Annotated in this window: 26 protein-coding genes; 14 read left to right on the top strand and 12 right to left on the bottom strand. The window is 67.7% G+C overall.

What is annotated here, in order from left to right; translation table 11 throughout:
- Positions 1-66: 66 nt before the first annotated feature.
- The 4 genes from ctrA to JHL17_RS12220 all read left to right on the top strand — a co-directional run bounded on the left by ctrA (position 67) and on the right by JHL17_RS12220 (position 1957).
- Entirely contained in the window at positions 67-807 is a 741-nt protein-coding gene (ctrA, locus tag JHL17_RS12235; RefSeq protein ID WP_042694679.1) for a response regulator transcription factor CtrA, read from the top strand.
- Positions 808-1118: 311 nt separating this feature from the next.
- The gene (locus tag JHL17_RS12230; protein WP_012977930.1) at positions 1119-1328 is read left to right on the top strand and encodes a cold-shock protein; all 210 of its coding nucleotides are present in this window, start codon (positions 1119-1121) and stop codon (positions 1326-1328) included.
- Between the two features lie 155 nt (positions 1329-1483).
- Positions 1484-1684, top strand: a complete 201-nt coding sequence (locus tag JHL17_RS12225; RefSeq protein ID WP_200193420.1) for a hypothetical protein — start codon at positions 1484-1486, stop codon at positions 1682-1684.
- 48 nt (positions 1685-1732) lie between these two features.
- Positions 1733-1957 (top strand): hypothetical protein, encoded by a 225-nt coding sequence (locus tag JHL17_RS12220; protein ID WP_200193418.1) that lies wholly within the window; start codon positions 1733-1735, stop codon positions 1955-1957.
- A 66-nt stretch (positions 1958-2023) separates the two neighbouring features.
- On the opposite strand, the gene JHL17_RS12215 is transcribed toward JHL17_RS12220, so the two are convergent.
- From JHL17_RS12215 to JHL17_RS12195, 5 genes are all read right to left on the bottom strand, one after another.
- A complete protein-coding gene (locus tag JHL17_RS12215) occupies positions 2024-2863 on the bottom strand; it encodes a CheR family methyltransferase (protein ID WP_200193416.1) in 840 nt (279 codons plus the stop codon).
- Positions 2860-4026: a protein-glutamate methylesterase/protein-glutamine glutaminase gene (locus JHL17_RS12210; RefSeq protein WP_200193414.1), complete on the bottom strand. Its 1167-nt coding sequence runs from the start codon at positions 4024-4026 to the stop codon at positions 2860-2862. The genes JHL17_RS12215 and JHL17_RS12210 overlap by 4 nt, the downstream gene beginning before the upstream one ends.
- 133 nt (positions 4027-4159) lie before the next feature.
- Positions 4160-4525: a response regulator gene (locus tag JHL17_RS12205; RefSeq protein WP_109085968.1), complete on the bottom strand. Its 366-nt coding sequence runs from the start codon at positions 4523-4525 to the stop codon at positions 4160-4162.
- A gap of 75 nt (positions 4526-4600) precedes the next feature.
- The gene (locus JHL17_RS12200; protein ID WP_200193412.1) at positions 4601-5101 is read right to left on the bottom strand and encodes a chemotaxis protein CheW; all 501 of its coding nucleotides are present in this window, start codon (positions 5099-5101) and stop codon (positions 4601-4603) included.
- Positions 5098-7869 carry a hybrid sensor histidine kinase/response regulator gene (locus tag JHL17_RS12195; protein WP_200193410.1) on the bottom strand — a complete coding sequence of 924 codons (2772 nt, stop codon included), beginning with the start codon at positions 7867-7869 and terminating at the stop codon, positions 5098-5100. The genes JHL17_RS12200 and JHL17_RS12195 overlap by 4 nt, the downstream gene beginning before the upstream one ends.
- 205 nt (positions 7870-8074) lie before the next feature.
- Between JHL17_RS12195 and JHL17_RS12190 the strand changes: the two genes are divergently transcribed.
- A complete protein-coding gene (locus tag JHL17_RS12190; RefSeq protein ID WP_200193408.1) occupies positions 8075-8248 on the top strand; it encodes a hypothetical protein in 174 nt (57 codons plus the stop codon).
- A gap of 42 nt (positions 8249-8290) precedes the next feature.
- On the opposite strand, the gene JHL17_RS12185 is transcribed toward JHL17_RS12190, so the two are convergent.
- Positions 8291-8977: a histidine phosphotransferase family protein gene (locus tag JHL17_RS12185; protein WP_200193407.1), complete on the bottom strand. Its 687-nt coding sequence runs from the start codon at positions 8975-8977 to the stop codon at positions 8291-8293.
- Between the two features lie 123 nt (positions 8978-9100).
- Here JHL17_RS12185 and JHL17_RS12180 point away from each other — a divergent pair, with 123 nt between their 5' ends.
- On the top strand, positions 9101-9280 hold the full coding sequence (locus tag JHL17_RS12180; protein WP_200193405.1) for a DUF3553 domain-containing protein: 180 nt from the start codon (positions 9101-9103) through the stop codon (positions 9278-9280).
- 114 nt (positions 9281-9394) lie between these two features.
- Positions 9395-9517, top strand: coding sequence for a hypothetical protein (locus JHL17_RS37605; protein WP_282189302.1), 123 nt, complete (start codon positions 9395-9397; stop codon positions 9515-9517).
- 59 nt (positions 9518-9576) lie between these two features.
- Here the strand turns inward: JHL17_RS37605 and JHL17_RS12175 are convergent, their stop codons facing one another.
- Positions 9577-10557: a DMT family transporter gene (locus JHL17_RS12175; protein WP_345773791.1), complete on the bottom strand. Its 981-nt coding sequence runs from the start codon at positions 10555-10557 to the stop codon at positions 9577-9579.
- A 105-nt stretch (positions 10558-10662) separates the two neighbouring features.
- A complete protein-coding gene (locus JHL17_RS12170; RefSeq protein WP_200193401.1) occupies positions 10663-11724 on the bottom strand; it encodes an esterase-like activity of phytase family protein in 1062 nt (353 codons plus the stop codon).
- 222 nt (positions 11725-11946) lie between these two features.
- On the opposite strand from JHL17_RS12170, the gene JHL17_RS12165 reads away from it, so the two are divergent.
- Positions 11947-12660, top strand: a complete 714-nt coding sequence (locus tag JHL17_RS12165) for a sensor histidine kinase (RefSeq protein WP_247893488.1) — start codon at positions 11947-11949, stop codon at positions 12658-12660.
- Positions 12661-12707: 47 nt separating this feature from the next.
- Here JHL17_RS12165 and JHL17_RS12160 read toward each other — a convergent pair whose 3' ends face one another.
- Positions 12708-13085, bottom strand: a complete 378-nt coding sequence (locus JHL17_RS12160) for a NifB/NifX family molybdenum-iron cluster-binding protein (protein ID WP_200193397.1) — start codon at positions 13083-13085, stop codon at positions 12708-12710.
- A gap of 274 nt (positions 13086-13359) precedes the next feature.
- Here JHL17_RS12160 and rpoH point away from each other — a divergent pair, with 274 nt between their 5' ends.
- Complete coding sequence (gene rpoH, locus JHL17_RS12155; protein ID WP_200193395.1) at positions 13360-14241, top strand: RNA polymerase sigma factor RpoH; 882 nt, start codon at positions 13360-13362, stop codon at positions 14239-14241.
- Between the two features lie 288 nt (positions 14242-14529).
- Here the strand turns inward: rpoH and JHL17_RS12150 are convergent, their stop codons facing one another.
- Positions 14530-15438 (bottom strand): SDR family oxidoreductase, encoded by a 909-nt coding sequence (locus JHL17_RS12150; RefSeq protein ID WP_200193393.1) that lies wholly within the window; start codon positions 15436-15438, stop codon positions 14530-14532.
- A gap of 78 nt (positions 15439-15516) precedes the next feature.
- On the opposite strand from JHL17_RS12150, the gene JHL17_RS12145 reads away from it, so the two are divergent.
- From JHL17_RS12145 to pcp, 3 genes are all read left to right on the top strand, one after another.
- Entirely contained in the window at positions 15517-16164 is a 648-nt protein-coding gene (locus tag JHL17_RS12145) for a TetR/AcrR family transcriptional regulator (protein WP_200193391.1), read from the top strand.
- A gap of 215 nt (positions 16165-16379) precedes the next feature.
- Entirely contained in the window at positions 16380-17240 is an 861-nt protein-coding gene (locus tag JHL17_RS12140; RefSeq protein ID WP_200193389.1) for an urea carboxylase-associated family protein, read from the top strand.
- Positions 17240-17887 (top strand): pyroglutamyl-peptidase I, encoded by a 648-nt coding sequence (pcp, locus tag JHL17_RS12135; protein WP_200193388.1) that lies wholly within the window; start codon positions 17240-17242, stop codon positions 17885-17887. The genes JHL17_RS12140 and pcp overlap by 1 nt, the downstream gene beginning before the upstream one ends.
- Before the next feature lie 4 nt (positions 17888-17891).
- Here the strand turns inward: pcp and gcvA are convergent, their stop codons facing one another.
- A complete protein-coding gene (gcvA, locus tag JHL17_RS12130) occupies positions 17892-18788 on the bottom strand; it encodes a transcriptional regulator GcvA (RefSeq protein WP_200193387.1) in 897 nt (298 codons plus the stop codon).
- 129 nt (positions 18789-18917) lie between these two features.
- Here gcvA and JHL17_RS12125 point away from each other — a divergent pair, with 129 nt between their 5' ends.
- Positions 18918-19346 (top strand): VOC family protein, encoded by a 429-nt coding sequence (locus tag JHL17_RS12125; RefSeq protein WP_200193386.1) that lies wholly within the window; start codon positions 18918-18920, stop codon positions 19344-19346.
- Positions 19347-19370: 24 nt separating this feature from the next.
- On the opposite strand, the gene JHL17_RS12120 is transcribed toward JHL17_RS12125, so the two are convergent.
- Positions 19371-20348: a LysR family transcriptional regulator gene (locus tag JHL17_RS12120; RefSeq protein ID WP_345773790.1), complete on the bottom strand. Its 978-nt coding sequence runs from the start codon at positions 20346-20348 to the stop codon at positions 19371-19373.
- Between the two features lie 55 nt (positions 20349-20403).
- On the opposite strand from JHL17_RS12120, the gene JHL17_RS12115 reads away from it, so the two are divergent.
- Positions 20404-21147: an SDR family NAD(P)-dependent oxidoreductase gene (locus JHL17_RS12115; RefSeq protein WP_247893487.1), complete on the top strand. Its 744-nt coding sequence runs from the start codon at positions 20404-20406 to the stop codon at positions 21145-21147.
- The last annotated feature ends 13 nt before the right edge of the window (positions 21148-21160 follow it).

The following is a 21160-nucleotide window of genomic DNA, read 5'->3' as shown; positions in this document are numbered from 1 at the left end:
TTAAGGACCGGGGATCAGTCCGGTGTCGGGTAGCGAAAGCGCGCCATCAAACGTCGGGATATCGCCATGAGGGTTCTGCTGGTTGAAGACGATTCCTCCGTCGCCAAAAGCATCGAATTGATGCTGAACACGGAAGGATTCATCGTCGACTCTACCGACCTGGGTGAAGACGGGCTGGAGATCGGCAAGCTCTATGATTACGACATCATCATTCTCGACCTGATGCTGCCGGACATCGACGGCTACGAGGTTCTTCGCCGTCTGCGCGCCGCACGGGTGACCACCCCGATCCTGATCCTCTCGGGCCTGACCGAGATGGACAACAAGATCAAGGGGCTGGGCTTCGGGGCCGACGATTACCTGACCAAGCCGTTCGACAAGCGCGAGCTGATCGCCCGCATCCAGGCCATCGTCCGCCGGTCGAAGGGTCATTCCGACAGCATCATCCGCACCGGCCGTCTGACCGTCAACCTCGACACCCGCACGGTGGAGGTCGACCAGTCGCCGCTGCATCTCACCGGCAAGGAATACGGCATCCTGGAGCTGTTGAGCCTGCGCAAGGGCACGACGCTGACCAAGGAGATGTTCCTGAACCATCTCTATGGCGGGATGGACGAACCGGAACTGAAGATCATCGACGTGTTCGTCTGCAAGCTGCGCAAGAAGCTGGCCGCCGCCACCCAGGGCGACAATTACATCGAGACGGTGTGGGGTCGCGGCTATGTGCTGCGTGACCCCCAGGAAGAAATCGCCGAAGGCAATCCGCCGCCGCCGCCGCGCGTGCCGCAGCAGCAGGCCGCCGGCTGACGCGGCACCGGGTGGCGCAACGCCGGCAGACCGGGCCGGCAGATCAGGTCGGTCCCCTTTCTTCGGACAATCAACCGCCCGGCCGTCTTTCGCCTTGAAAGTCGGACCGGGCGTTCCCATATTTGAAAAGTCATTCTGCTTCGGACTGCGGGGTTCTCAACCGCCCCCACGCTTAGCCTCCCCATTCTTCGGACCTGTTCGCCCGTGCGAATAATCTTCGCCGGTACGAACTTCGGGGGGCCGCCAATCCCACACCCAGTCTGATGCGCCGCACCGGTGGTGTGGCGCCCTTTGCGTTATGGGAGACAGAGATGCCCGTCGGCACCGTCAAATGGTTCAACAGCACCAAGGGCTTCGGTTTCATTCAGCCGGAAAGCGGTGGCCCGGATGTGTTCGTTCACATCTCCGCTGTCGAACGCGCCGGACTGCGCAGCCTGGTCGATGGTCAGAAGATTTCCTACGAGGAGCAGCGCGATCCCAAGCGCGGCAAGACCTCGGCGGAAAATCTGAAGGCGGTCTGACCGCCTGACCGCCGATTTGCGGAAAAAGGGGCATCGGGAAACCGATGCCCTTTTTCCGTGTTGCACCAGTCCCAGTTGCTCGATCGCGATTGTCCGATCGCAATTGCTGGGCTTCCTGTCGCCCAAACGCCGGGCTCTGCCCAAGGAGAACCGCTATGGCTTTCAAACCGAACTACAACCAGCAGCGGGCCGAGCGCAACCGGTCCAAGGAACAGAAGAAGCAGGAAAAGCTGCAGCGCCGCGAGGAAGGCGTCGCCGCCCGCCGCGCCGGTGAGCCCGACGGGACGGAGACGCAGGACGACACCCTGGTGACCGAAACCGATACCGATACCAAGACCGATACCAACAATGCCTGACCGGTCGACCGCTCGCGCGGCCGATCGCGACCACACGGAGGACAGGCCATGGCCCGTCAAAAGAAACAACCCGTCGAGAACGCCTTCGCGCTTTTCGACGTGATCTATCAGGATGGCGCGCGCACCTCGAACCGCAAGGTGCCGACTGCCGACATCGACCAGTTCGACCGCGAGAATTCCATCCGCACCTTCCTCGAGGCGCAGGACCGCAAGATCGCCGAAATGTCCGGCAATCCGCGCGGCCCGATCAAGTCGATCACGCCGTCGGCCTGAAGCGCTTTCGAAGCTACCCTTGATCGAGTGGGGGCGGCTCTCCCGCCCCCGTCGCCTTTCCGGCTCTCAGGCGACCTTGGCGCCGGCGGCGGAGAAGCCGCCCAGGCTGTAGAGGCCGCGCTGGCCCTCGACCGGCTTGAACCTGTCGGTGATGCCGAGCACCGTTTCCGCACCGCCCAGATACAGAACGCCATCCTGCGGCATCTGGCGGGAAATCGATTCCAGCACCTTCGCCTTGGTCGGCTGGTCGAAATAGATCAGCACGTTGCGGCAGAAGACGATATCGAACTGGCCCAGCGCCGACAGGTCGCCCAGCAGGTTCCATTCACGGAACGATGCCATCTGGCGCAGCTGCTGACTGATCTGCCACTTGTCGCCGTTCTGCTTGAAATGCTTCACCAGCATGGTGATCGGCAGGCCGCGCTGCACCTCGAACTGGGTGTAGACGCCCGACTTCGCCCGCTCCACCATTTCCGCCGAGATGTCGGTTCCGACGATCTCGATGCGCCAGCCGGCCAGCTTCGCCGCCTCGTCGTTCAGGATCATCGACAGCGAGTAGGCTTCCTGCCCCGACGAGCAGGCGGCCGACCAGATGCGCAGGGAGCGCTTTGCCGCCCGCGCCGCCATCATCTTGGGCAGCACCAGCTGGCGGAACTGGTCGAAGGGCTTCTGGTCGCGGAAGAAGGACGACTCGTTGGTCGTCATCGCCTCCGTGATGTCGCGCAGCAGCGCCTCGTCCTTGCGGGTGCGGACGGTGGTCGCCAGCTCCTCCAGTCCCTTCATGTTCCACTTGCGCGCCACCGGCATCAGCCGGGATTCGAGCAAATAGGCCTTGTCGCGGGTGAGGACCAGGCCGGAACGCTGCTTGAGCAGCGTGGAGAACATGTCGAAATCTTCGACTCTCATGCTGCCCTCGAAGCGAGCTTGCGGATGTGGGGACCGATTTCCTTGAGCGGCAGGATGGCGTTGCAGATGCCGGCATGCGCCACGGCACCGGGCATGCCCCAGACCACGCTCGACGCCTCGTCCTGGGCGATCAGGGTGCCGCCGCCATTGACCACGTCGGTGCAGCCCTTCAACCCGTCCTGACCCATGCCGGTCAGGATGCAGGCCAGGATCTTGCGGCCGCTGAAGGCCTTGAGGATCGACCGCATCATCGGATCGACCGCCGGGCGGCAGAAATTCTCGGGCGGGTCCTTGCTCAGCGTGATCACGTTCGCCCCCCCGCGCTGCGCCACCAGCATGTGGAAATCGCCGGGCGCGATGTAGCAGCGGTTCTGGACGACCGGCTCGCCGTCCTTGGCCTCGCGCGCATCGATCCCGCACTGGCGGGTGATGTGCTCGGCCAGGATGGTGGTGAAGGTCGCCGGCATGTGCTGGGTGATCAGGATCGGCTGGGTGACGCCGGCCTTCAGGTGAGACAGCACCTCGAACAGGGCCTGCGGGCCGCCGGTAGAGCTGCCGATGGCGATCACGTCCGGCTTCACCGCGATGGCGCCGGCGGGGGTCGGGCGGGTGACGATCGGCCCGACATCGCGCTTCATCAGCCCCAGCGGAGTCGCCGGGGTCAGCGGGCGGATTTCGCCGCGCGAGCGTGATCCGGCACGCTTGGCCGCGGCCCCCAGCGCCTTGACCTTAGCGACCAGTTCGCGCTTGAAATCCTCCGCTCCGCCGATCTCCCGGGTGGAGGTCGGCTTCGGGATGTAGTCGGCGGCACCCGCCGACAGGCAGCGGATGGAGACGTCGGCCCCGCGCAGCGTGAGCGTGGAGGCCATGATGATCTTGACCTGCGGTGCCACGGCCAGCAGCTTCGGGATGGCGGTCAGCCCGTCCATCACCGGCATCTCGATGTCCAGCACGATGACGTCGATCGAGTTGCGCTGCAGCGAATTGACCGCCATCTGGCCGTCGCCGACGGAGGTGACGACGCGGATATCCGGGTCGCCTTCCAGCGCACGGGTCAGCAGGCCGCGGATGACGGCCGAGTCGTCCACCACCATGACCCGGACGGGATCCGGGTTGGCCGGTCGCGCGGTGGTGAGGGGACCTCTGCCAAAACTTTCCGACATAACGGCGACTAGCCTTTCAACTCGACTGGTTCAACGCGGCTTCTCCCGGCGCTCCCGGCGGGATCGGGTCCCCAGCCGGTCCATGGTCCCGAGACCAGGCGCCGGGGGGGCCGTGCCCGCCTTCGGCAGGGCGTCAGAGAAGACCGACCTGCGCGAACTTGGTCTGGATGATGTCGCTGTCGAAGGGCTTCATGATGTATTCGTTGGCCCCGGCTGACAGCGCTTCCTGGATGTGGGCGAGGTCGTTCTCGGTCGTGCAGAACACCACCTTGGGCTGCTCGCCCCCGCTCATCTTGCGCAACCGGCGCAGGAACTCGATTCCGGTCATCACCGGCATGTTCCAGTCCAGCAGGATGGCGTCGGGCATCTGCGCCGCGCAGGCCTCCATCGCCTGCTTGCCGTCCTCCGCCTCGGTGCAGGCGAAGTTCAGCTCTTCCAGGATCTTGCGCGCGACCTTGCGGACCACGCGACTGTCGTCGACCACCAGGCAGGATTTCATTGCGGCAGGGCCTCGGTCATCTGTTCGTCGGCAAGAGCCGGCCGCGGCCGCGGCGCCCGAAGGCGCCGCAGGACGTCAGGCCGTCTCGATGGTCGTGAAGTTGAGCAGACGGGGCACGTCCAGCACAACCATCAACTGGCCGTTCAGCCTATAAATTCCGGTCGAGACCTCGCGCCAGCGCGGATCCAGGGTCGCCGGGTTCCGCTCGAAGTCCTCCTTGGTCAGGCTCAGCACCTCCCCGACCGAATCGACCATCAGGCTGTACAGCTCGCCGCGCAGGTCGACGACGATCGACATGCCCGGCTTGTCCTTCGGCCGGCCGGTCAGGCCGAGCCGGAGGCGGACGTCGATGGCGGTGACGATGCGCCCGCGCAGGTTCAGCGATCCGGCCACCTCGGGCGGCGCCAGCGGGATCCGGGTGATCCGCTGATGGCCCAGCACGTCCTGCACCTGAAGGACCGGGATGCCGAACATCTGGTCGGCGATCGTCATGGTCACGAAATCCTGGTTGCCCGAGACGACGATGTCGTCGCCCTTGGACTTCCGGACGGTGGACGGCAGCTTGGCGTTGCTCATGCGGCACCTTTCTGGTCGGTCAGCGTCTGCTGCAGCGCGAAGAGCAGCGCGTCACGGTCGAACTTGGCGACATAGTCGTTGAAGCCGGCGATCCGGCCGCGGTCGAGGTCGCGGGCGCTGGCGTGGCTGGACAGCGCCACCATCGGGATGCGGTGCCAGCGGCTGCCGTGGCGCACCGCCTCGGCGAAGTCGAAGCCGCTCATGCCCGGCATCTCGATGTCGGAGACGATGACGTCGAAATCCTCGCCCGCTTCGCAGAGCGCCAGCGCGTCGCCGGCATTCTCCACCGCCGTCACGTCGTAGCCGGCGACCGACAGCAGCGGCGTCAGCAGGTTGCGGAAGAAGGGGCTGTCGTCCACCAGCAGCACACGCTGCAGCTTCTCCTCCTCGAAGCCCTCCTGGGCGGAGCCGAACCAGTCCTTGTAGGCCTGGGTCAGGTAGAAGCCGGCGTCGATCACCTCGGTCGCCTTGCCGGCGATGATGGCGGACCCCATCAGGCCGGGACGCTCCGCCGCCAGCTGGACGTTCAGCTTCTCTTCCACGATGTCGACGATCTCGTCGACGATCAGGCCCATCGAGCGGTCGCCGTCGGCGAAGACCAGCACCGGCTGACGACCTTCGCTGGCGACGACGAAGTTCGGGTCGATCGGCACCAGGGGCATCAGCTTGCCGCGGTACTGGACGACCGGCAGGCCGTTCGACAGCTCGACCGTGGCGAGATCGACGTCCTCCAGGCGGGCGACCAGCGACAGCGGCACCGCCTTGGGGGCGCCATGGCCGGCGCGGAACAGCAGGAGAGCCATCTTGTCCTCCTGGCGCTGGGTCTGGACCGCGGTGGTCTCCTTCCCGGCGGCCTCGCCCATCGCCATCTCGCCGGTGGCCGACGCGATGCCGTTGGGATCCAGGATCATGATGACCGAGCCGTCGCCCAGGATCGTGTTGCCCGAGAACATCTCGATGTGGCGCAGGATCGGCGCCACCGGCTTCACCACGATTTCCTCGGTGTCGAACACGCGGTCGACCATGATGCCGAAGGTGTAGGTCCCGACCTGGGTGACGACGATGAAGGTCTCGTCCGCCGGCTTCTTGGCGTCCTCGCTGTCGTCCAGCCGCAGCAGCTGCTGGAGCGAGACCAGCGGCAGCAGGCGGTTGCGCAGGCGCAGGACCGGGGTGCCCTTCAGCCGCTCGATGGTGTGCTCGCTGTCCGACGCGGCGCGCACCAGCTCGACCACGCTGATCTGCGGGATGGCGAAGCGCTCGCCGGCGCATTCCACGATCAGGGCCGAGACGATGGCCAGCGTCAGCGGGATCTTGATGACGAAGGTCGAGCCCTTGCCCTGGGCCGACTTGATCTCGATCGTGCCGCCGATCTTCTCGATGTTGGTCTTCACCACGTCCATGCCGACGCCGCGGCCCGACACGTTGGTGACCTTGGCGGCGGTGGAGAAGCCCGGCTTCATGATGAACTGGATGATCTGCTGGTCGGTCATCGAGGCCAGCTCGCCTTCCGACGCCATCCCGTTCTGGATCGCCTTCTGCTTGATCCGGTCGATGGCCAGACCCCGGCCGTCGTCCTGGATCTCGATGATGATGTGGCCGCCTTCGTGATAGGCGTTCAGCGTGATGCGGCCGGTCTCCGTCTTGCCGGACTTCAGGCGCTCCGCCGGGATCTCCAGGCCATGGTCGGCGCTGTTGCGCACCATGTGGGTCAGCGGGTCCTTGATCAGCTCCAGCACCTGGCGGTCCAGCTCGGTGTCGGCGCCGAGCATCTGGAGGTCGATCTTCTTGTTCAGTTCATGCGCCAGGTCGCGCACCAGGCGCGGCAGCTTGGCCCAGGCGTTGCCGATCGGCTGCATGCGCGTCTTCATGACGCCTTCCTGCAGTTCCGACGTCACGTGGTTCAGGCGCTGCAGCGGGGCGGCGAACTCGCTTTCCTTCTGCGACCGCAGGATCTGGAGCAGCTGGTTGCGGGTCAGCACCAGCTCCGACACCATGGTCATCAGGTTTTCGAGCAGGTCGACGTTGACCCGGATGGTCTGGGCGGCGACCGCCGATTCCTTGGTCGCCGCCTCGGCCCCCGCATCGGCGCCGCCGGCATGACCGCCGGAAGCGGCCGGCGCCACCGGTGCCGGCATCTTGGCGGCGACCGGTTCGGCGTCGGGGACGACGAGATCCTGCGAGTGGACCGGCTCTTCGACCGGTTCGGGCGCGCGGGCGACCATGGCGGTGCTCGCCGGGACGGCGGGCGCGGGCGGCGGGTCATTGGGGCCGGGGATGGAGTTCCACAGCGCTTCCAGCTCGTCCAGCGTCGCCGGGCGAGACTCGGCGGCGGCGACCGCGGGTGCGGTCGGCGGCGGCGCGGCGGCAACCACCGGAGCGGGACCGCCCAGCTTGCCTTCGGCGCACAGGTTCAGCCGCTCGATCAGCGGCAGGTCGTCGCCGGGCGGCTCCGCCTCGGTCGCTTCCAGGACCGCCAGCAGGCTCTTGATGGTGTCCAGAGCCTGCAGGATCAGCGAAACGGCTTCCGGATTGATCGTCAGCTCGCCGTCGCGGAACTTGCCCAGCACGTTCTCGGACGCGTGCGCCACCTTTTCCAGGCGGGGCAGGCCGAGGAAGCCGCAGGTGCCCTTGATGGTGTGGACGAGCCGGAAGATGTTCGACAGCAGTTCCGGATTGTTGGGATTCTGCTCCAGCCGGACCAACTCGACGTCGAGTACCGAGAGGTTTTCGTTGGTCTCCGTCAAAAACTCTGACAGCAGATCATCCATGTCGCATTCCCCAGGCCCAATGTTTATGGTCCGCGCCGGCCTGCGGCTCGAACGGCGGCATCGATAAGGCCGCCAGTTACGCTCCAGTCCAGGTAGGATGGGAGCCTGTCAAACACTGATTAAGAGAACCTTACCTCTTCCGATAGGGAGTCTTCCCAGGGCTTCCACCGGGAGGATCGGGGTTCCATTGTCACAGGGAGGATCGATGACCGACACTGAACTCGCCCAATCCGTGCGCGATGCCGTGGACCGCCTCAACGCCGCGTTGGCGGAGGCGGCCCGCCACAATCTGGCGGTCACGTTGCGCAGCACGGCCCACCAGACCACCGGCGGGGTGGAGCAGATCGTGGTGGAGCCGAGAATCTTCAAGCAGTTGTGACGGCGCCCGGTTGCGACGGGGGTTGCGACGGGGCCGGAAGGGTCACCACTCCGCGGTGAAGACCAGCCGCTCGCTGCTTTCGGTGGCGACCCCGATGCGGAAGCCGTCGCTCTCGGCCAGCCGGCCGGCCAGATAGGCGTGGATGGTGCGCGGACTCAGCGCCTCGGGCGATGCCGTGCCGGCAAGCGCCGCCGCGGCCTCCGGTTTGAGCGTGCCGGGCCGGCCGGCGGCGGTCACCGTGATGCGGCCGGAAGTCTCGTCCCCATCCGCGGCGACGGAGACGAGACCTCCGTGGGTCAGCGCCTCGTCCGCCAGCATCACCAGGTTCAGCACGAGCTTCACCACGCCGCGGCGCTGGGCGGTCATGTCGTGGGGCACCCGTTCCGGCCAGTCGAGCCGGGTGCGCCCGCCCTCGACATAGCCGGACGCGGCGGCACGGGCGTCGCCGAAACCCTTCTGGTCGCGCCCGGCCAGCCCATAGGCCAGCCGGAACACCCGCAGCCGGCGGTCGGCCTGCTCGGAGGAATGGTCGATCAGCTTGACCGCCTCGCCCAGGAAGCCGCCGACGGCTGCCGGGCCGCCGTCCTCGTCCTCCTGCATCTCCTCGATCAGTTCCAGCCCGTTGCGGATCGCGCCGACCGGGCTGACCAGATCGTGGCAGAGCTTCGACGCCAGCAGTTCCAGCACGCGGATGTCGACGCTGACGGGGAGTGAGGACGATTCGGTCACGAGGCGGACTCCGGGGAAAAAGGAACGGCGACGGCGCGGTGCCGGAGATTCTATACTTTCCGGGCGCAGCCGCACAGGCGGCCGCATTTCCTATGAACAATAGTGTGACGGATGGGGGGCGACATGGACGATTCGCTGGTTCCGGGCGCCTGGGTGCGCCATCCCGACCAACCCGACTGGGGGTTGGGGCAGGTGCAATCGGCCATCCGCAACCGTATCACCGTCAATTTCGAGCATGTGGGCAAGGTGCTGATCGATAGCGACGTCATCGCGCTGACGCTGGTCGACCCGGACGGGGGCTGATTCCGGCCTCTCGTCGGGATCCGGGAAAGCGCCGATTGCGCCGCTCCGGCGGCTTTGCTTTTATGCCGACGAATTCGGACAGGTGACTTCGAACAGGTGACAGGGAGGGACGGGATGAAGGCAATGCTCCTCGGCTTCGCCGCCGCGGTCGTGATCGCGCTGGGCGCCGCCGCCGCGTTCAACGCGGTCGACCACTCGACCGCGGAGCGCTATTCCAGCCCGTCTGTCCGCCTATAGGCGCTGGACCGGGCACGGACCGCATCGGCCTGATGCGAAGGAACCGAGTCCGGTGACGCTCAGGCCCGCCGCGTCTTCCCGGTGATGACCAGGGCGATGCCGCCCAGCACGGCGATCGACGACACCGCCAGCGTCGGCGTGATCCGTTCGCCCAGTGCCAGCACCGCGGCAAGGGCGGTGATGACCGGCACGCTCAACTGGACCGAGGCGGCGCGGGCGGCGGTCAGCGCGGGAAGCGCGGCATACCAGATGGAATAGCCGACGCCCGACGCCAGCGCTCCCGACAGCACCGCATAGACCAGCCCACCCCGGTCCCAGCCCAGGCCTCCGCCTGGAAGATGGCCGCCCCCATGCGGACCGGCCAGTGCCGCCATCAGCGCCAGCACCGCAGCCATCGGTGCAGCCCGCAGGAAATTGCCGGCGGTGGTGGCGATCGGATCGCGGCTGGCCCGCCCAAGCAGCGAATAGACGCCCCAGGCCGCTCCGGCCGCGACCATCAGCAGCGCCCCCAGCGGGTCCGGTGCCGACAGGCCCGGCGCCAGCAGCAGCGCCAACCCGCCGAGCGCCAGCCCCAGCCCGCCCCATTGCAACGGCGCCAGCCGCTCGCCGCGGGACAGCCCGCCCAGGATCATGGTGGCCTGCACCGCCCCGAACAGCAGCAGCGCCCCTGTTCCCGCCGTCATGGTCAGATAGGCGAAGGAGAAGGCCGCGGCATAGGCCAGCAGCGCTGCGGCACCGCGCCAGCTGCCCGCACCCGATTTGGCCCCGGGTTTGGACCCGGGTTTGGCCCCGGATTTGGCCCCGGATTTGGAATGCCCGGCGATGCGGGCGATCAGCCACAGGCTGGCGGCGCCGGAGGCGATGCGCACCAGGGTGAAGCTGGCGGGGTCGATGGCGGTCTGGGTCAGCGCCAGCCGGCAGAGGATGGAGTTCGCGGCGAAGGCCAGCATCGCCAGCAGGGTCAGCACCGCCGCCCGCCCGGCGCCGGGCACCGATGGAGCCGGACTTGGTGCGCTTCCGAACTTATCGCTTGCTGCCACGATTGTTTCCCTTGCGACCATTCCCGGCCAGCAAGCCGCAAGGGCCGCCCCGCTGTCAAACACCGGACGATGCGGACACCCTCCGACTTTGGTCGGAAAGCAAGGTCACGAGGACGGGCCGTGCAGGGCGAACAACAGAAGGTAGGTGCGCTGGAGCGAACTGAAATTGTTGTCTGAGACCAGATAGACCAGCGTTTGTCCCGCCGGCCCCGGCCGGGTGGCGATGCCTTCGAAATTGTCGTTCACCAGGGGAGCCTCCAGGCGGCCAAGCTCCTCTCCCTCCACCACCGCCTCGGCCACCACCGCACCGGCCGCAAGCTGCCGCGGCGCGACGCGCACCAGCCGCGACGACCAGCCTCCCAGCAGCGACACCCGGCGTTCCAGAACCAGTGCGCCGCCGTCCGGCAGCGGGGCGGCGGCGGTCGGGCGGTAGCGCGGCGCCGCAAGATAGGTGAAGGGCTGCCAGTCGGCGACGCCGCGCGGCACCCCGTCCCCCGCAAGGCCCGCCCGCGTGATCCAGGCGCGGCGCTCGCGGCGGCCATCGTCCTCCCCCTCCTCGACAGCCAGCAGCCGGCCGTCGGAAAGGAGGGTCAGCGCCTCCAGCCCGCCATTCTCCGGCGCGTCCTCCATGCCCGACGGCAGAGGAATCGGTGTCGGCGTGCCCTCCGGTCCCCGGTCGCCGCCGCCGTAGCGCAGGATGCGATGGTCGCGCTCCAGCGAGACCAGCCAGCCGCCGTCGGGCAGGCGCGTCAGATCCTCCGCATCGGTGCGGCGCTTGCGGCGGGACGCCCCCTCCTCCACCCTCAGCGGGCGGGCATGGACCTCGGACAGACCGTCCAGCCGGCCATCGGCATCGGTCCGCAGCCGGCCGTCCACCACCAGCCCGGTGTCGCCGACAGCGACGAAGCGGTCGCCGGCCGGGGCCACCCAAAGGCCGGACAGCCCGCCGACCCGGTCACCGCCGGCGATGTCCAGCCCGCCCAGGAAACGCAGCGGTCCGACGACACTCCTGTCCGGCCGTCCACGGTCGAGCGGCACCGCGGAGGCGGTGACCGACTCGGTGTCCGTACCGCCGGCACCGACCATGGCGGCGCAGCCGCCCGACAGGGCCAGCAACGACAGGCCCCACGCCAGCAGGGTCCGGTCCGAGGATTTTCGCATCGTCATCGCGCCACTCTTGTCAGTGCAATCCAGGGACACAATCTTTCTTTTGGGGCTTTGCTCGGACATACGGCAGGATGCAGCGCAACCGTCGTGCCGACCCCCGTCGTAACGGCTAGGCGCGGCGGGTTACTCCCTCAGAACCGGTGGGGCCGGGCGGACAAGCGCTTAGATTGACGAATGTTTTCGACGATGCCCACCTGTGACGACCGAGCCGAGTCCGTTCCCATGCCGATGCTTCCGCGGTCGCAGGCCGCTTATTCTCCTCCGGACCAGACCGGCGACGGCGTCGCGACCGGCATGTCCGGCGTGTCCATGGCCGACCGGCTGACGGCACGCATCCAGGAGCTGGAAGCGGAGCTGAGGGAACTGCAGCACCGCGCCAAGAACAGCCTGCAGCTGGTCATCAGCCTGCTGAAGCTGCAGGCCGGCCGCATCCGCGATCCGGACGCCCGCGCCGCCTACGAGCAGACCATGGTCCGCATCGAGGCCTTGGCGATCCTCTACCGTCAATTGCACGAGAGCGGCGCCGGCACCCATGTGGACCTCGGCCGCTACGTCACCGCCCTGTGCGAGGCGGTGCGGGAGGGCACGCCGGGCGCGCTGTCGCGCGTGCCGGTGACGGTCAACTCCGACCCGATCCAGATCGGCCTTTACGAGGCGATGCCGCTCGGCCTGATCATCGCGGAGCTGGTGACGAACTGCCTTCACCATGCCTTCCCCGACGACGGCTGGATCCGCATCACCGTGCGCCAGCAGGGCGACAGCGGCCGCGCCCGCCTGACGGTGGAGGACAATGGCCGCGCCCTGCCCGCCGGATTCGACACCACCGCCGAAGACGGGCTGATGCTGGCCGAGGCGCTGGCCGGCCAGCTCGGCGACACGCTGTCAACCGACAGCGACGCCGCCGGCACCACCGCCAGCGTCAGCTTCCCGGTCTGATCGACGGACCCGAGTGGCCGGCCCGAGTCGCCGGCCGGACCGGCCTGTCAGTGGCCGCGTCCCTCACCGTCATCATGCTCGTGCGGGTGCTCGGGTTCGGGCGCCGGTTCCAGCGTGCCGGCGAACCAGCCGCGGATCGCCCGGACCGGATCGGTCTCCGTCGTCGTCACCGGCTCGATGCCGCGCCGCTTCATATGGGCGACGAAGCCGGCACCGGACGAGCCGGCGATGACCACCCGAACCGCATCGATCGGGTGCGGCCGGCCGTCGCCGCAGAGGTGCAGCACCTCGGCTTCCGCCAGTTCGATCCGGCCGGTTTCGACCGGATCGGTTCCGGCCTCCGCCTCATAGACCAGGAAGCGGCGGGTGCGGCCGCCATGGGGGACGATGGTCTCGAAATCCTTGGTGCCGACGGCGATCTTCATGCCCTGCGGTTCCCTTGCGATGGTGCCCGGCGACGGCGCAGTCCTGCCACGCTTCGGTTTGCCCCGCACTGAGGGAGGTCAATCGGCGGCTGCGCCCGGGCATGACGATCGCGCCGCGCGTGGCCGCACCTGATAGCTGCGCGCGATACCTGACCGCCAAGCTTGACTTTCAGCACCGATTTTGTACTATATCCCTGCCTGCTCCGCCGGAGAGGCCGAGGTTCGCCGGATGGGAGCCTCGAACCCGTCATATCGCTTTGCACGAGGATGTGACATGAGCACCGCCATTGCGCTCCGTTCGCCCGATTCCGGCGAATCCCTGTCCCGCTACATCAACGAGACGCACCGTTACCCGGTCCTGGCGGCCGAGGACGAGTATATGCTGGCCAAGGCCTGGACCGAGCATGGCGACGTCGATGCGGCGCACAAGCTGGTCACCAGCCACCTTCGGCTGGTCGTCAAGATCGCCGGCGGTTATCGCGGCTACGGCCTGCCGCTGTCCGACCTGATCGCCGAGGGCAATCTCGGCCTGATGACCGCCGTCAAGAAATTCGAGCCGGAACGCGGGTTCCGCCTGTCCACCTACGCGATGTGGTGGATCAAGGCCTCGATCCAGGATTACATCCTGCGGTCCTGGAGCCTCGTGAAGATCGGCACCACCGCCGCGCAGAAGAAGCTGTTCTTCAGCCTGGGCCGCCTGAAGCGGAAGTTGGGCGAATACGGCAGCGGCGACCTGCAGCCCGACAGCGTCACCCGCATCGCCACCGACCTGTCGGTGCCGGAGGACGACGTCGTCGCCATGAACCGCCGCCTGTCGGGGCCGGTGGCCTCGCTCAATGCGCCGATGAGCGCCGACGGCGATTCGGGCGAATGGCAGGATCTGCTGGCCGACGACCGCCCGTCGGTCGAGGAGTCGCTGGTCGAACGCGGCGAGGCCCGCCAGCGCAGCGCCCTGCTGCACGAGGCGATGGGCGTGCTGAACGACCGAGAACGCGACATCCTGACCAGCCGCCGCCTGTCGGACAGCCCGCTGACCCTGGAAGATCTGTCGGTGCGCTACGGCGTCAGCCGCGAACGCATCCGCCAGATCGAGGAGCGCGCCTTCGAAAAGGTCGCCCGCCAGACCCGCGTCCTGGCCGCCGCCGTCGCGGCCTGACGACCGCCACCGCAGCTGCGCCGGGAATCGGTCCGGAGCGTGATCCGATCGCCGCGCAACGGCTTGCAGCGCCGTGCGTTTCACCGTGAACGCAAGACGCTGCAGCGGCGCCGGACGGTGCCCGGACGCGGGCGGCCTGCATCGGCCCACCATCTAAGCAGGTTTTCCGAACTCCGCCCACAGATGGGCGGGCTCGAAAAACCTGCAAAACCATAGAGTCCGCAGGTTTCTCCAGGCCGGGCCTGTAGCCCGATCTGGAGAAACCTGCTTAGACCAGCCTGCGGCGCATCAGAAGGCAAAGCCGGTAAGCTGCTGCGAGACCTCCCACAGGCGGGCCGAAACCGATGGATCCCGGGCCTGGGCGGGAACCCTCGCCTCCGATGGATGCCCACGCGTCTCGCTCAGTCTGTCCGGTCCATAATAGACCCCGGGCTTCGCCTCGGGCGCCGTCGCCGCGAACAGGGTCGGCAGCGCACCTTGCGCCGCCGGTTGGAACAGGAACCACAAGAGCGACCGCGCGATGCCTGACGGGCTCCATCGGCCGGGCGCATTGTGCAGAAGATCCGTGCGGGCGATGCCCGGATGCGCAGCGACGCTTGAGAGGCCCCAGCCGTTCGCCTCGCTGCGACGCTGCAGCTCAAAGGCGAACATCAGGCAGGCAAGCTTCGACCGGCTGTAGACCGCCATCGGGCGATAGCTCCGTTCGGCATTGAGATCGTCGAAGTCGATCGCGCCGCCGCGCGCCGCGAGGCTGGACAGGGAAACCACGCGGGCGCCGCCCTTCCGCAGAATCGGCATCAGCGCCGCCGTCAGCGCGAAGTGGCCGAGATGATTGGTGCCCAGTTGCAACTCGAACCCGTCCGCGGTTTCGCGCCGGTTGGGCGGCATCATGACCCCGGCATTGTTGACGAGCAGATCCAGGCTGTCCTGCTGCCCCTGCAGGCGGTGGCCGAATTCCGCGATGGATTCGAGGTTGGCAAGGTCGAGCCGTTCGAACCGCACCCGGGCGGACGGCGTTTCGGTTCGGATCCGCGCTACCGCGGCTTCTCCCTTGTCCGGGTTGCGGCCTGCGATGACCACCCCTGCACCCGCCCGCGCCAGCGCCAGCGCGCTCTCGAAGCCGAGGCCGCCCGTACCGGTGACGATGGCCGTGCGCCCCTCCTGCGGGGGAATGTCCGATGCCGTCCACTTTGCCAAGATCCTGCCTTCCTAAAATTTTGCACTTGGTGTAATATTGATATCGCACTCAGTGTAATTTTCAAGGGGCTAAATCGCTTGCCGAAGCGCGACGTACGGGAAGGCCTTTCCGAGGGCCTGCGGGAGCGCAAGCGCCGCGGAACGCAGCAGCGCATCACCGATGCCGGGCTCCGCCTGTTCATCGAAAAGGGCTACGACGCGGCGACGATCGACGAGATCGCCGCAGCCGCGGGCATTTCGCGGCGGACCTTCTTCTACTATTTCAAGTCTAAGGACGAGATCCTGCTGTCCCTGCAAAGCGGGATGGGCGAGATGATCGCAGACGAGGTCCGCCGGGCGCCGCCGGACGCCCGTCCACTCGATGCCATCCGCGATGCGGTCGTGAAGGTCTGCGCCTCGATCCACACCGATGACATGATCGCGATCGACCGACTGATGCGCTCCAGCGAGGCAGTCCAGGCGCGGAAGCAGGCCAGCTACGTCCAGCATGAGGAGACGCTGTTCGCCGCCTTGCGCGAGCGATGGCCCGACCCTGCACGCTCGACCGGTTTGCGGCTCGTGGCGATGCTTGCCATCGGCGCGACGCGTCTGTCGTCCGACATGTTCAGCCGGGAGGGCGGCAGACGTCCGATCGGGGAGGTGTTGCGCGACTGCTTCCGTGACCTGGAAACGGAAATCGCCTCGCCCTGCCCTTCCCTGGCCTCTTCGGCGACGGAGGGGGGCTGAGGCCGGACTCGCAGGACTTGTCCGTGCAAGCGTGTGCTGCCTTCGGCCCTCCCGAACGCCACGGGTGGGCAATGGGGCGAGGATCGACGGCGATTGCCGGATTTCCCGAGCGGTCGCCCCGGGGCTGGCGGCCCAGCCCCCTTGCACGGGATGGTCGTCCATCGCCATGATCGCCATCCGGCCTGAAGCCGTCGGTCCACCGCCAGGAGTCCGCCATGCCCAGCTATCCCGCCGCCTATCAGGCCAGCAAAGGATCGGCGCTCGATGTCGACCGCGCCTTCTACGGGCGCATCGGGTCGCAGACCGCAGGGCGGGAGCTCGTCGACGAGTTCGTGGTGCCGATCCGCTCCGGCCGGGCCTGGACGGTGCCGGCGGGCCATGTCTTCCGCATCGTCACCGTCGAGGGCCCGCAGGTCGCCGACCTCAACATCTGGAACCGCCACAACCCGCGCGAACGCTTCTGGGCCTCGCGCACGCGGCAGCTCCAGCAGGCGCATGTCAGCATGTTCGACCGGCTGTGGTCGACCCTGCCCTATCTGCGGCCGCTGGCGACCATCACCCACGACACGCTGGCCGATTACGGCATCGACGAGTATGGCGGGCGGGTCCACGACCTGCTGGGCACCCGCTGCGATCCCTACGTCAACCGCATGCTGACGGGCGAGGATTTCCACCATCACTGCCATTCGAACCTGACTCGCGCCGTCGCCCCCTATGGCCTGACCGAGTTCGACGTGCATGACGTGCTGAACGTCTTCCAGGTTACCGGGCTGAACGCCGAGGACAAGTATTTCATGAAGGCCTGCCCGGCCAAGACGGGCGATTTCCTGGAATTCTTTGCCGAAATCGACCTGCTCTGCGCCCTGTCCACCTGCCCCGGCGGCGATCTCAGCGTGCCGCTGTGGGGGCCGGACGCCCGCGACCCGCTGGAGGTCTGCCGCCCGCTGGGCGTCGAGGTCTACCGGCTGGATCCGGCGCTGCTGGCCGGCTGGTCGTCGCCGGACGTCGCGGCCTATCGCGGCAACCACGGCATGGCGCTGCAGACGCCGCCCTGGGAGCAAAAGGACCAGGCTTGATGCCGACGATCCTGCTCACCGGCTTCGAGCCGTTCGGTGGCGAGACCGTCAACTCATCCTGGGAAGCGGTACGGCAGCTCGACGGCTGGGAATGCCGCGGCCACCGCGTGGCCGCGCGACTGATGCCCTGCGTCTTCGGCGCCGCGCTCGACGCGCTCGACCGCGCGGTGACGGAGACCGATCCGGTCGCCCTGCTCGGCGTCGGGCAGGCGCAGAACAGGGCGGAGCTTTCGCTGGAACGGGTTGCGGTCAATCTGGACGATGCCCGCATCCCCGACAATGCCGGCAACCGGCCGGTCGACAGGGCGGTGGTGGCGGGTGGACCGGCGGCCTATTTCGCCAGCCTGCCGGTGAAGGCCATCGCCGCCGCCCTGCGCGACGCCGGCATACCCGCCGGCCTGTCGCACAGCGCCGGCAGCTTCGTCTGCAACCACCTGTTCTACGGCGCCTGCCATCTGCGGGCGGCGCGGCGGCCGGATTTGCGCGTCGGCTTCGTCCACATCCCGCTGGCCCCGCAACAGGCGGTGCGCCATCCGGGATCCCCGTCGATGGCGGTGGACCAGGTGGTCACCGGTCTCCGCATCGCGGTGGACACCCTGATGGCGACCGCGGAGGACCGTCACGAGGCGGCCGGGACGCTGGAGTAGCGCCCTACTCCACCTCGGCCAGCAGCCACTCCTTGAAGCGGCGCACGCGACGTGCCCGCTCGGCCCCCGGCGCGTGGGCGATCAGGTAGCGGCCGCGCGGCCGGAGCGTCTCGGCGAAGGGCTGGACCAGCCGCCCGGATGCCACATCGTCACCGGCGAGGAAGACCGGCAGCAGAGCCACCCCCATTCCCGCCGACGCCGCTTCGATGATCATGAAGAAATGTTCGAAGGCCAGCGACAGCGCCGCCTCGGGCAGCGGCAGGCCGAAGGCGGCGAGGTAGACGCGCCAGGAATCGGGCCGGGTGGTGTGCTGCAACAGCCGGTGCTGCGCCAGATCGGCGGGATGGCGCAGCGGCGGCCCCTGCTCCAGCAGCGACGGCGCGCAGAAGATGCCCATCGTCTCCGGCATCAGGGTCGCCATCTCCGCTCCCGGCCACTCCTCCACGCCGTAGCGGATGGCGACGTCGATGCGCTCCTTGGCGAAATCGACGCGATGCTCGCCGACGCTGACCTCGACCTGGATGTCGGGGTTCTCCGCCTGGAAGCCCTTCAGGCGGGGGATCAGCCAGCGCTGGGTCAGGGTGGGCAGCGCACTGACCCGCAGCACCCCGCCCTCCTGCGCGCGGGCCGCCCGCGCGGCCGCGGCGATCCGGTCGAGCGCCGCCGACGCCTCGCCATAGAAGGCCGCCCCGGTCGGCGTCAGCTCGATCCCCCGGCCGACGCGGCGGAACAGCTCGACGCCCAAATCCGCCTGCAGGGTCTGCATCATGCGGCTGACCGCCCCCTGGGTCACCGCCAGCTCGTCGGCCGCCTTGGTGAAGCTGAGATGGCGGGCCACCGCGACGAAGCTGCGAACGGCATTGAGCGACGGCAAATGGCGTCCAGAGGCACGGTCGGGCATGGGCGAACCGAATCATGAGTTGAACTCATAAATCTTTGCCCGAGAACTCGTTTGTCAAGTCCGAAGGGATACGCTCTGCTGAGCCCACCAACAGCCATCTGCCAAACGGTCCCGAAAGGCCACGCCCCGATGACGACGCTGACGCCCTTCCACATCGCTTTTCCGGTCGACGATCTGGCCGCCGCCCGCCATTTCTACGGCACCGTGCTCGGCTGCCCGGAAGGGCGCAGCAGCGACGAGTGGATCGATTTCGACCTGTTCGGCCACCAGATCGTCGCCCACCTGAAGCCGCGCGATCCCAATGCCGCTCCGGCCCACCACAACCCGGTGGACGGCCATGACGTGCCGGTCCCGCATTTCGGCGTCGTGCTGCAGCCCGCCGACTGGGATGCCTTTGCCGAGAAGCTGAAGGCCGCCGGCATCAGGTTCGTGATCGAGCCCTATACCCGCTTCAAGGGTCAGGTCGGCGAGCAGTCCACCATGTTCTTCCTCGACCCCGCCGGCAACGCGTTGGAGTTCAAGGCCTTCGCCGACATGTCTCAGCTTTTCGCGAAGTAAACGGTTCAGGGGACGCGGCGCGGGTCATTCCTGCGGATAGGCCCGCCGGCACACTGTCGCGATGGTCTCGCGCAGCCAGCGATGAGCCGGGTCGGCTTGCAGGCGCGGATGCCAGATGGCGGAGATGGCGAACTCCGCCGTCCGGACCGGCAGATCGAAACTTTCCAGCCCCAGGCCGGCAGCGTGGTCGGCCGCAAGGCCGTTGCCCAGGCAGGAGCGCGGCACCGCCGCGATCAGGTCCGACCCGGCAGCGACCCGCATCGCGTCGGGATAGCGGGGAACGACCAGGGACACGCTGCGGCTCAGGCCCAGCTCCGCCAGCGCGTCGTCGACCGGTCCATGGAACTCGCCCCGGCGCGATGCGGCGACATGGCCGCAGGCGGCATAGCGCTCCGGCGTCACCGTGCCGGCCGCGAGGATGGGGTGTCCGCTGCGGGCGACGCCGACCAGCCTGTCGCGGAACAGAAGCTGCGTCAGCAATTCAGGCGCCGAGGTTCCGAGCACGCCGATCTCCAGGTCGACCCGCCCGTCCCGCAGCGGATCCGCCTCCTTGTCCGGCTTCGGCACGAAACGGAGGCGGACATGCGGAGCGGCTTCCGCCACCGCCGCCATCACCGCCGCCGCCAGCAACTCCACAAAACTCTGGCCGGCCCGGATGGTGAAGGTGCGATGGACCGATGCCAGATCCAGCCGGCCGGCCGCGGGCCGAAGAACCGCCTGCACATCACGGCAGAGCGTATGGACCTGTCCGGAAATCTCCTCTGCGTATGGCGTGGGGACGAGGCCGCGACCGGCCTGGACCAGCAGTGGATCGCCCGTCACCCGGCGCAGGCGGGCCAGCGTGCGGCTCATCGCGGAAGGGCTCAAGCCCAGACGGCGGGCGGCACCGGTCACGCTGCGTTCGGTGAGCAGCGCGTCCAACGGCAGGAGAAGGTTCAAATCGACGGCCCGCATGGTCACAAGATAGGCGGGATACCAGCCGACGCATAGCGCCGGACACAATCGATCTTTGCGTCCTGTGCGTCTGGCGCACAGGACGGGTGGCGCGCATATCGGCATGGACATCCACAGCGAAAGCCGCGATCCCATGCAACAGTTCCCCAAGACGTCTCGCCGCAGCATTCTTCTCGTCGGCGCGTCACGCGGCCTCGGCCATGCCATGGCGGCGGAGTTCCTGAAGAAGGGCTGGAGCGTCCTCGGCACGGTGCGCGGAAGCGCCCGCACCGAACTCCACGATCTGGCGGACGACCATCCCGGCCGGGTCGAGATCGAAAGCCTGGACATTTGCGCGCCCGATCAGCTGGCCGCCCTGCGCGAAAAGGTGTCGGGCAGGCAGTTCGACATCTTGTTCGTCAATGCCGGAACCGCCAACCGCGACCCCTCCCAGACCATCGGCGAGGTCTCGACCGACGAATTCGTCCATATCATGCTCACCAACGCCCTCGGCCCGATGCGGGTCATCGAAAGCCTGGAGGGCAACGTCTCCGCCACCGGGCTGATCGGAGCGATGTCCTCCGGACAGGGAAGCATCGCCAACAACGTCTCCGGCCAGCGCGAGCTCTATCGCGGCAGCAAGGCGGCGCTGAACATGTTCATGCGCAGCTTCGCGGCGCGCGAAGCCGGCACCGGCCGTGCCCTCGCCGTGATGGCACCGGGCTGGATCCGCACCGCGCTCGGCGGTGCCGATGCGCCGCTGTCGATCGAAGACAGCATTCCCAAGCTGGTGGACGTCCTTCTCGCCAAGCAGGAGAGGCCGGGACTGGAATATCTCGACTATCTGGGCCGGACGGTCCCCTGGTGACGGCAAGCCGCAC

It is taken from the genome of Azospirillum endophyticum (genome assembly GCF_016595245.1).
GTDB classification, from domain to species: Bacteria; Pseudomonadota; Alphaproteobacteria; order Azospirillales; family Azospirillaceae; genus Azospirillum; species Azospirillum endophyticum.
This window is presented reverse-complemented; position numbering and strand designations above follow the sequence as displayed.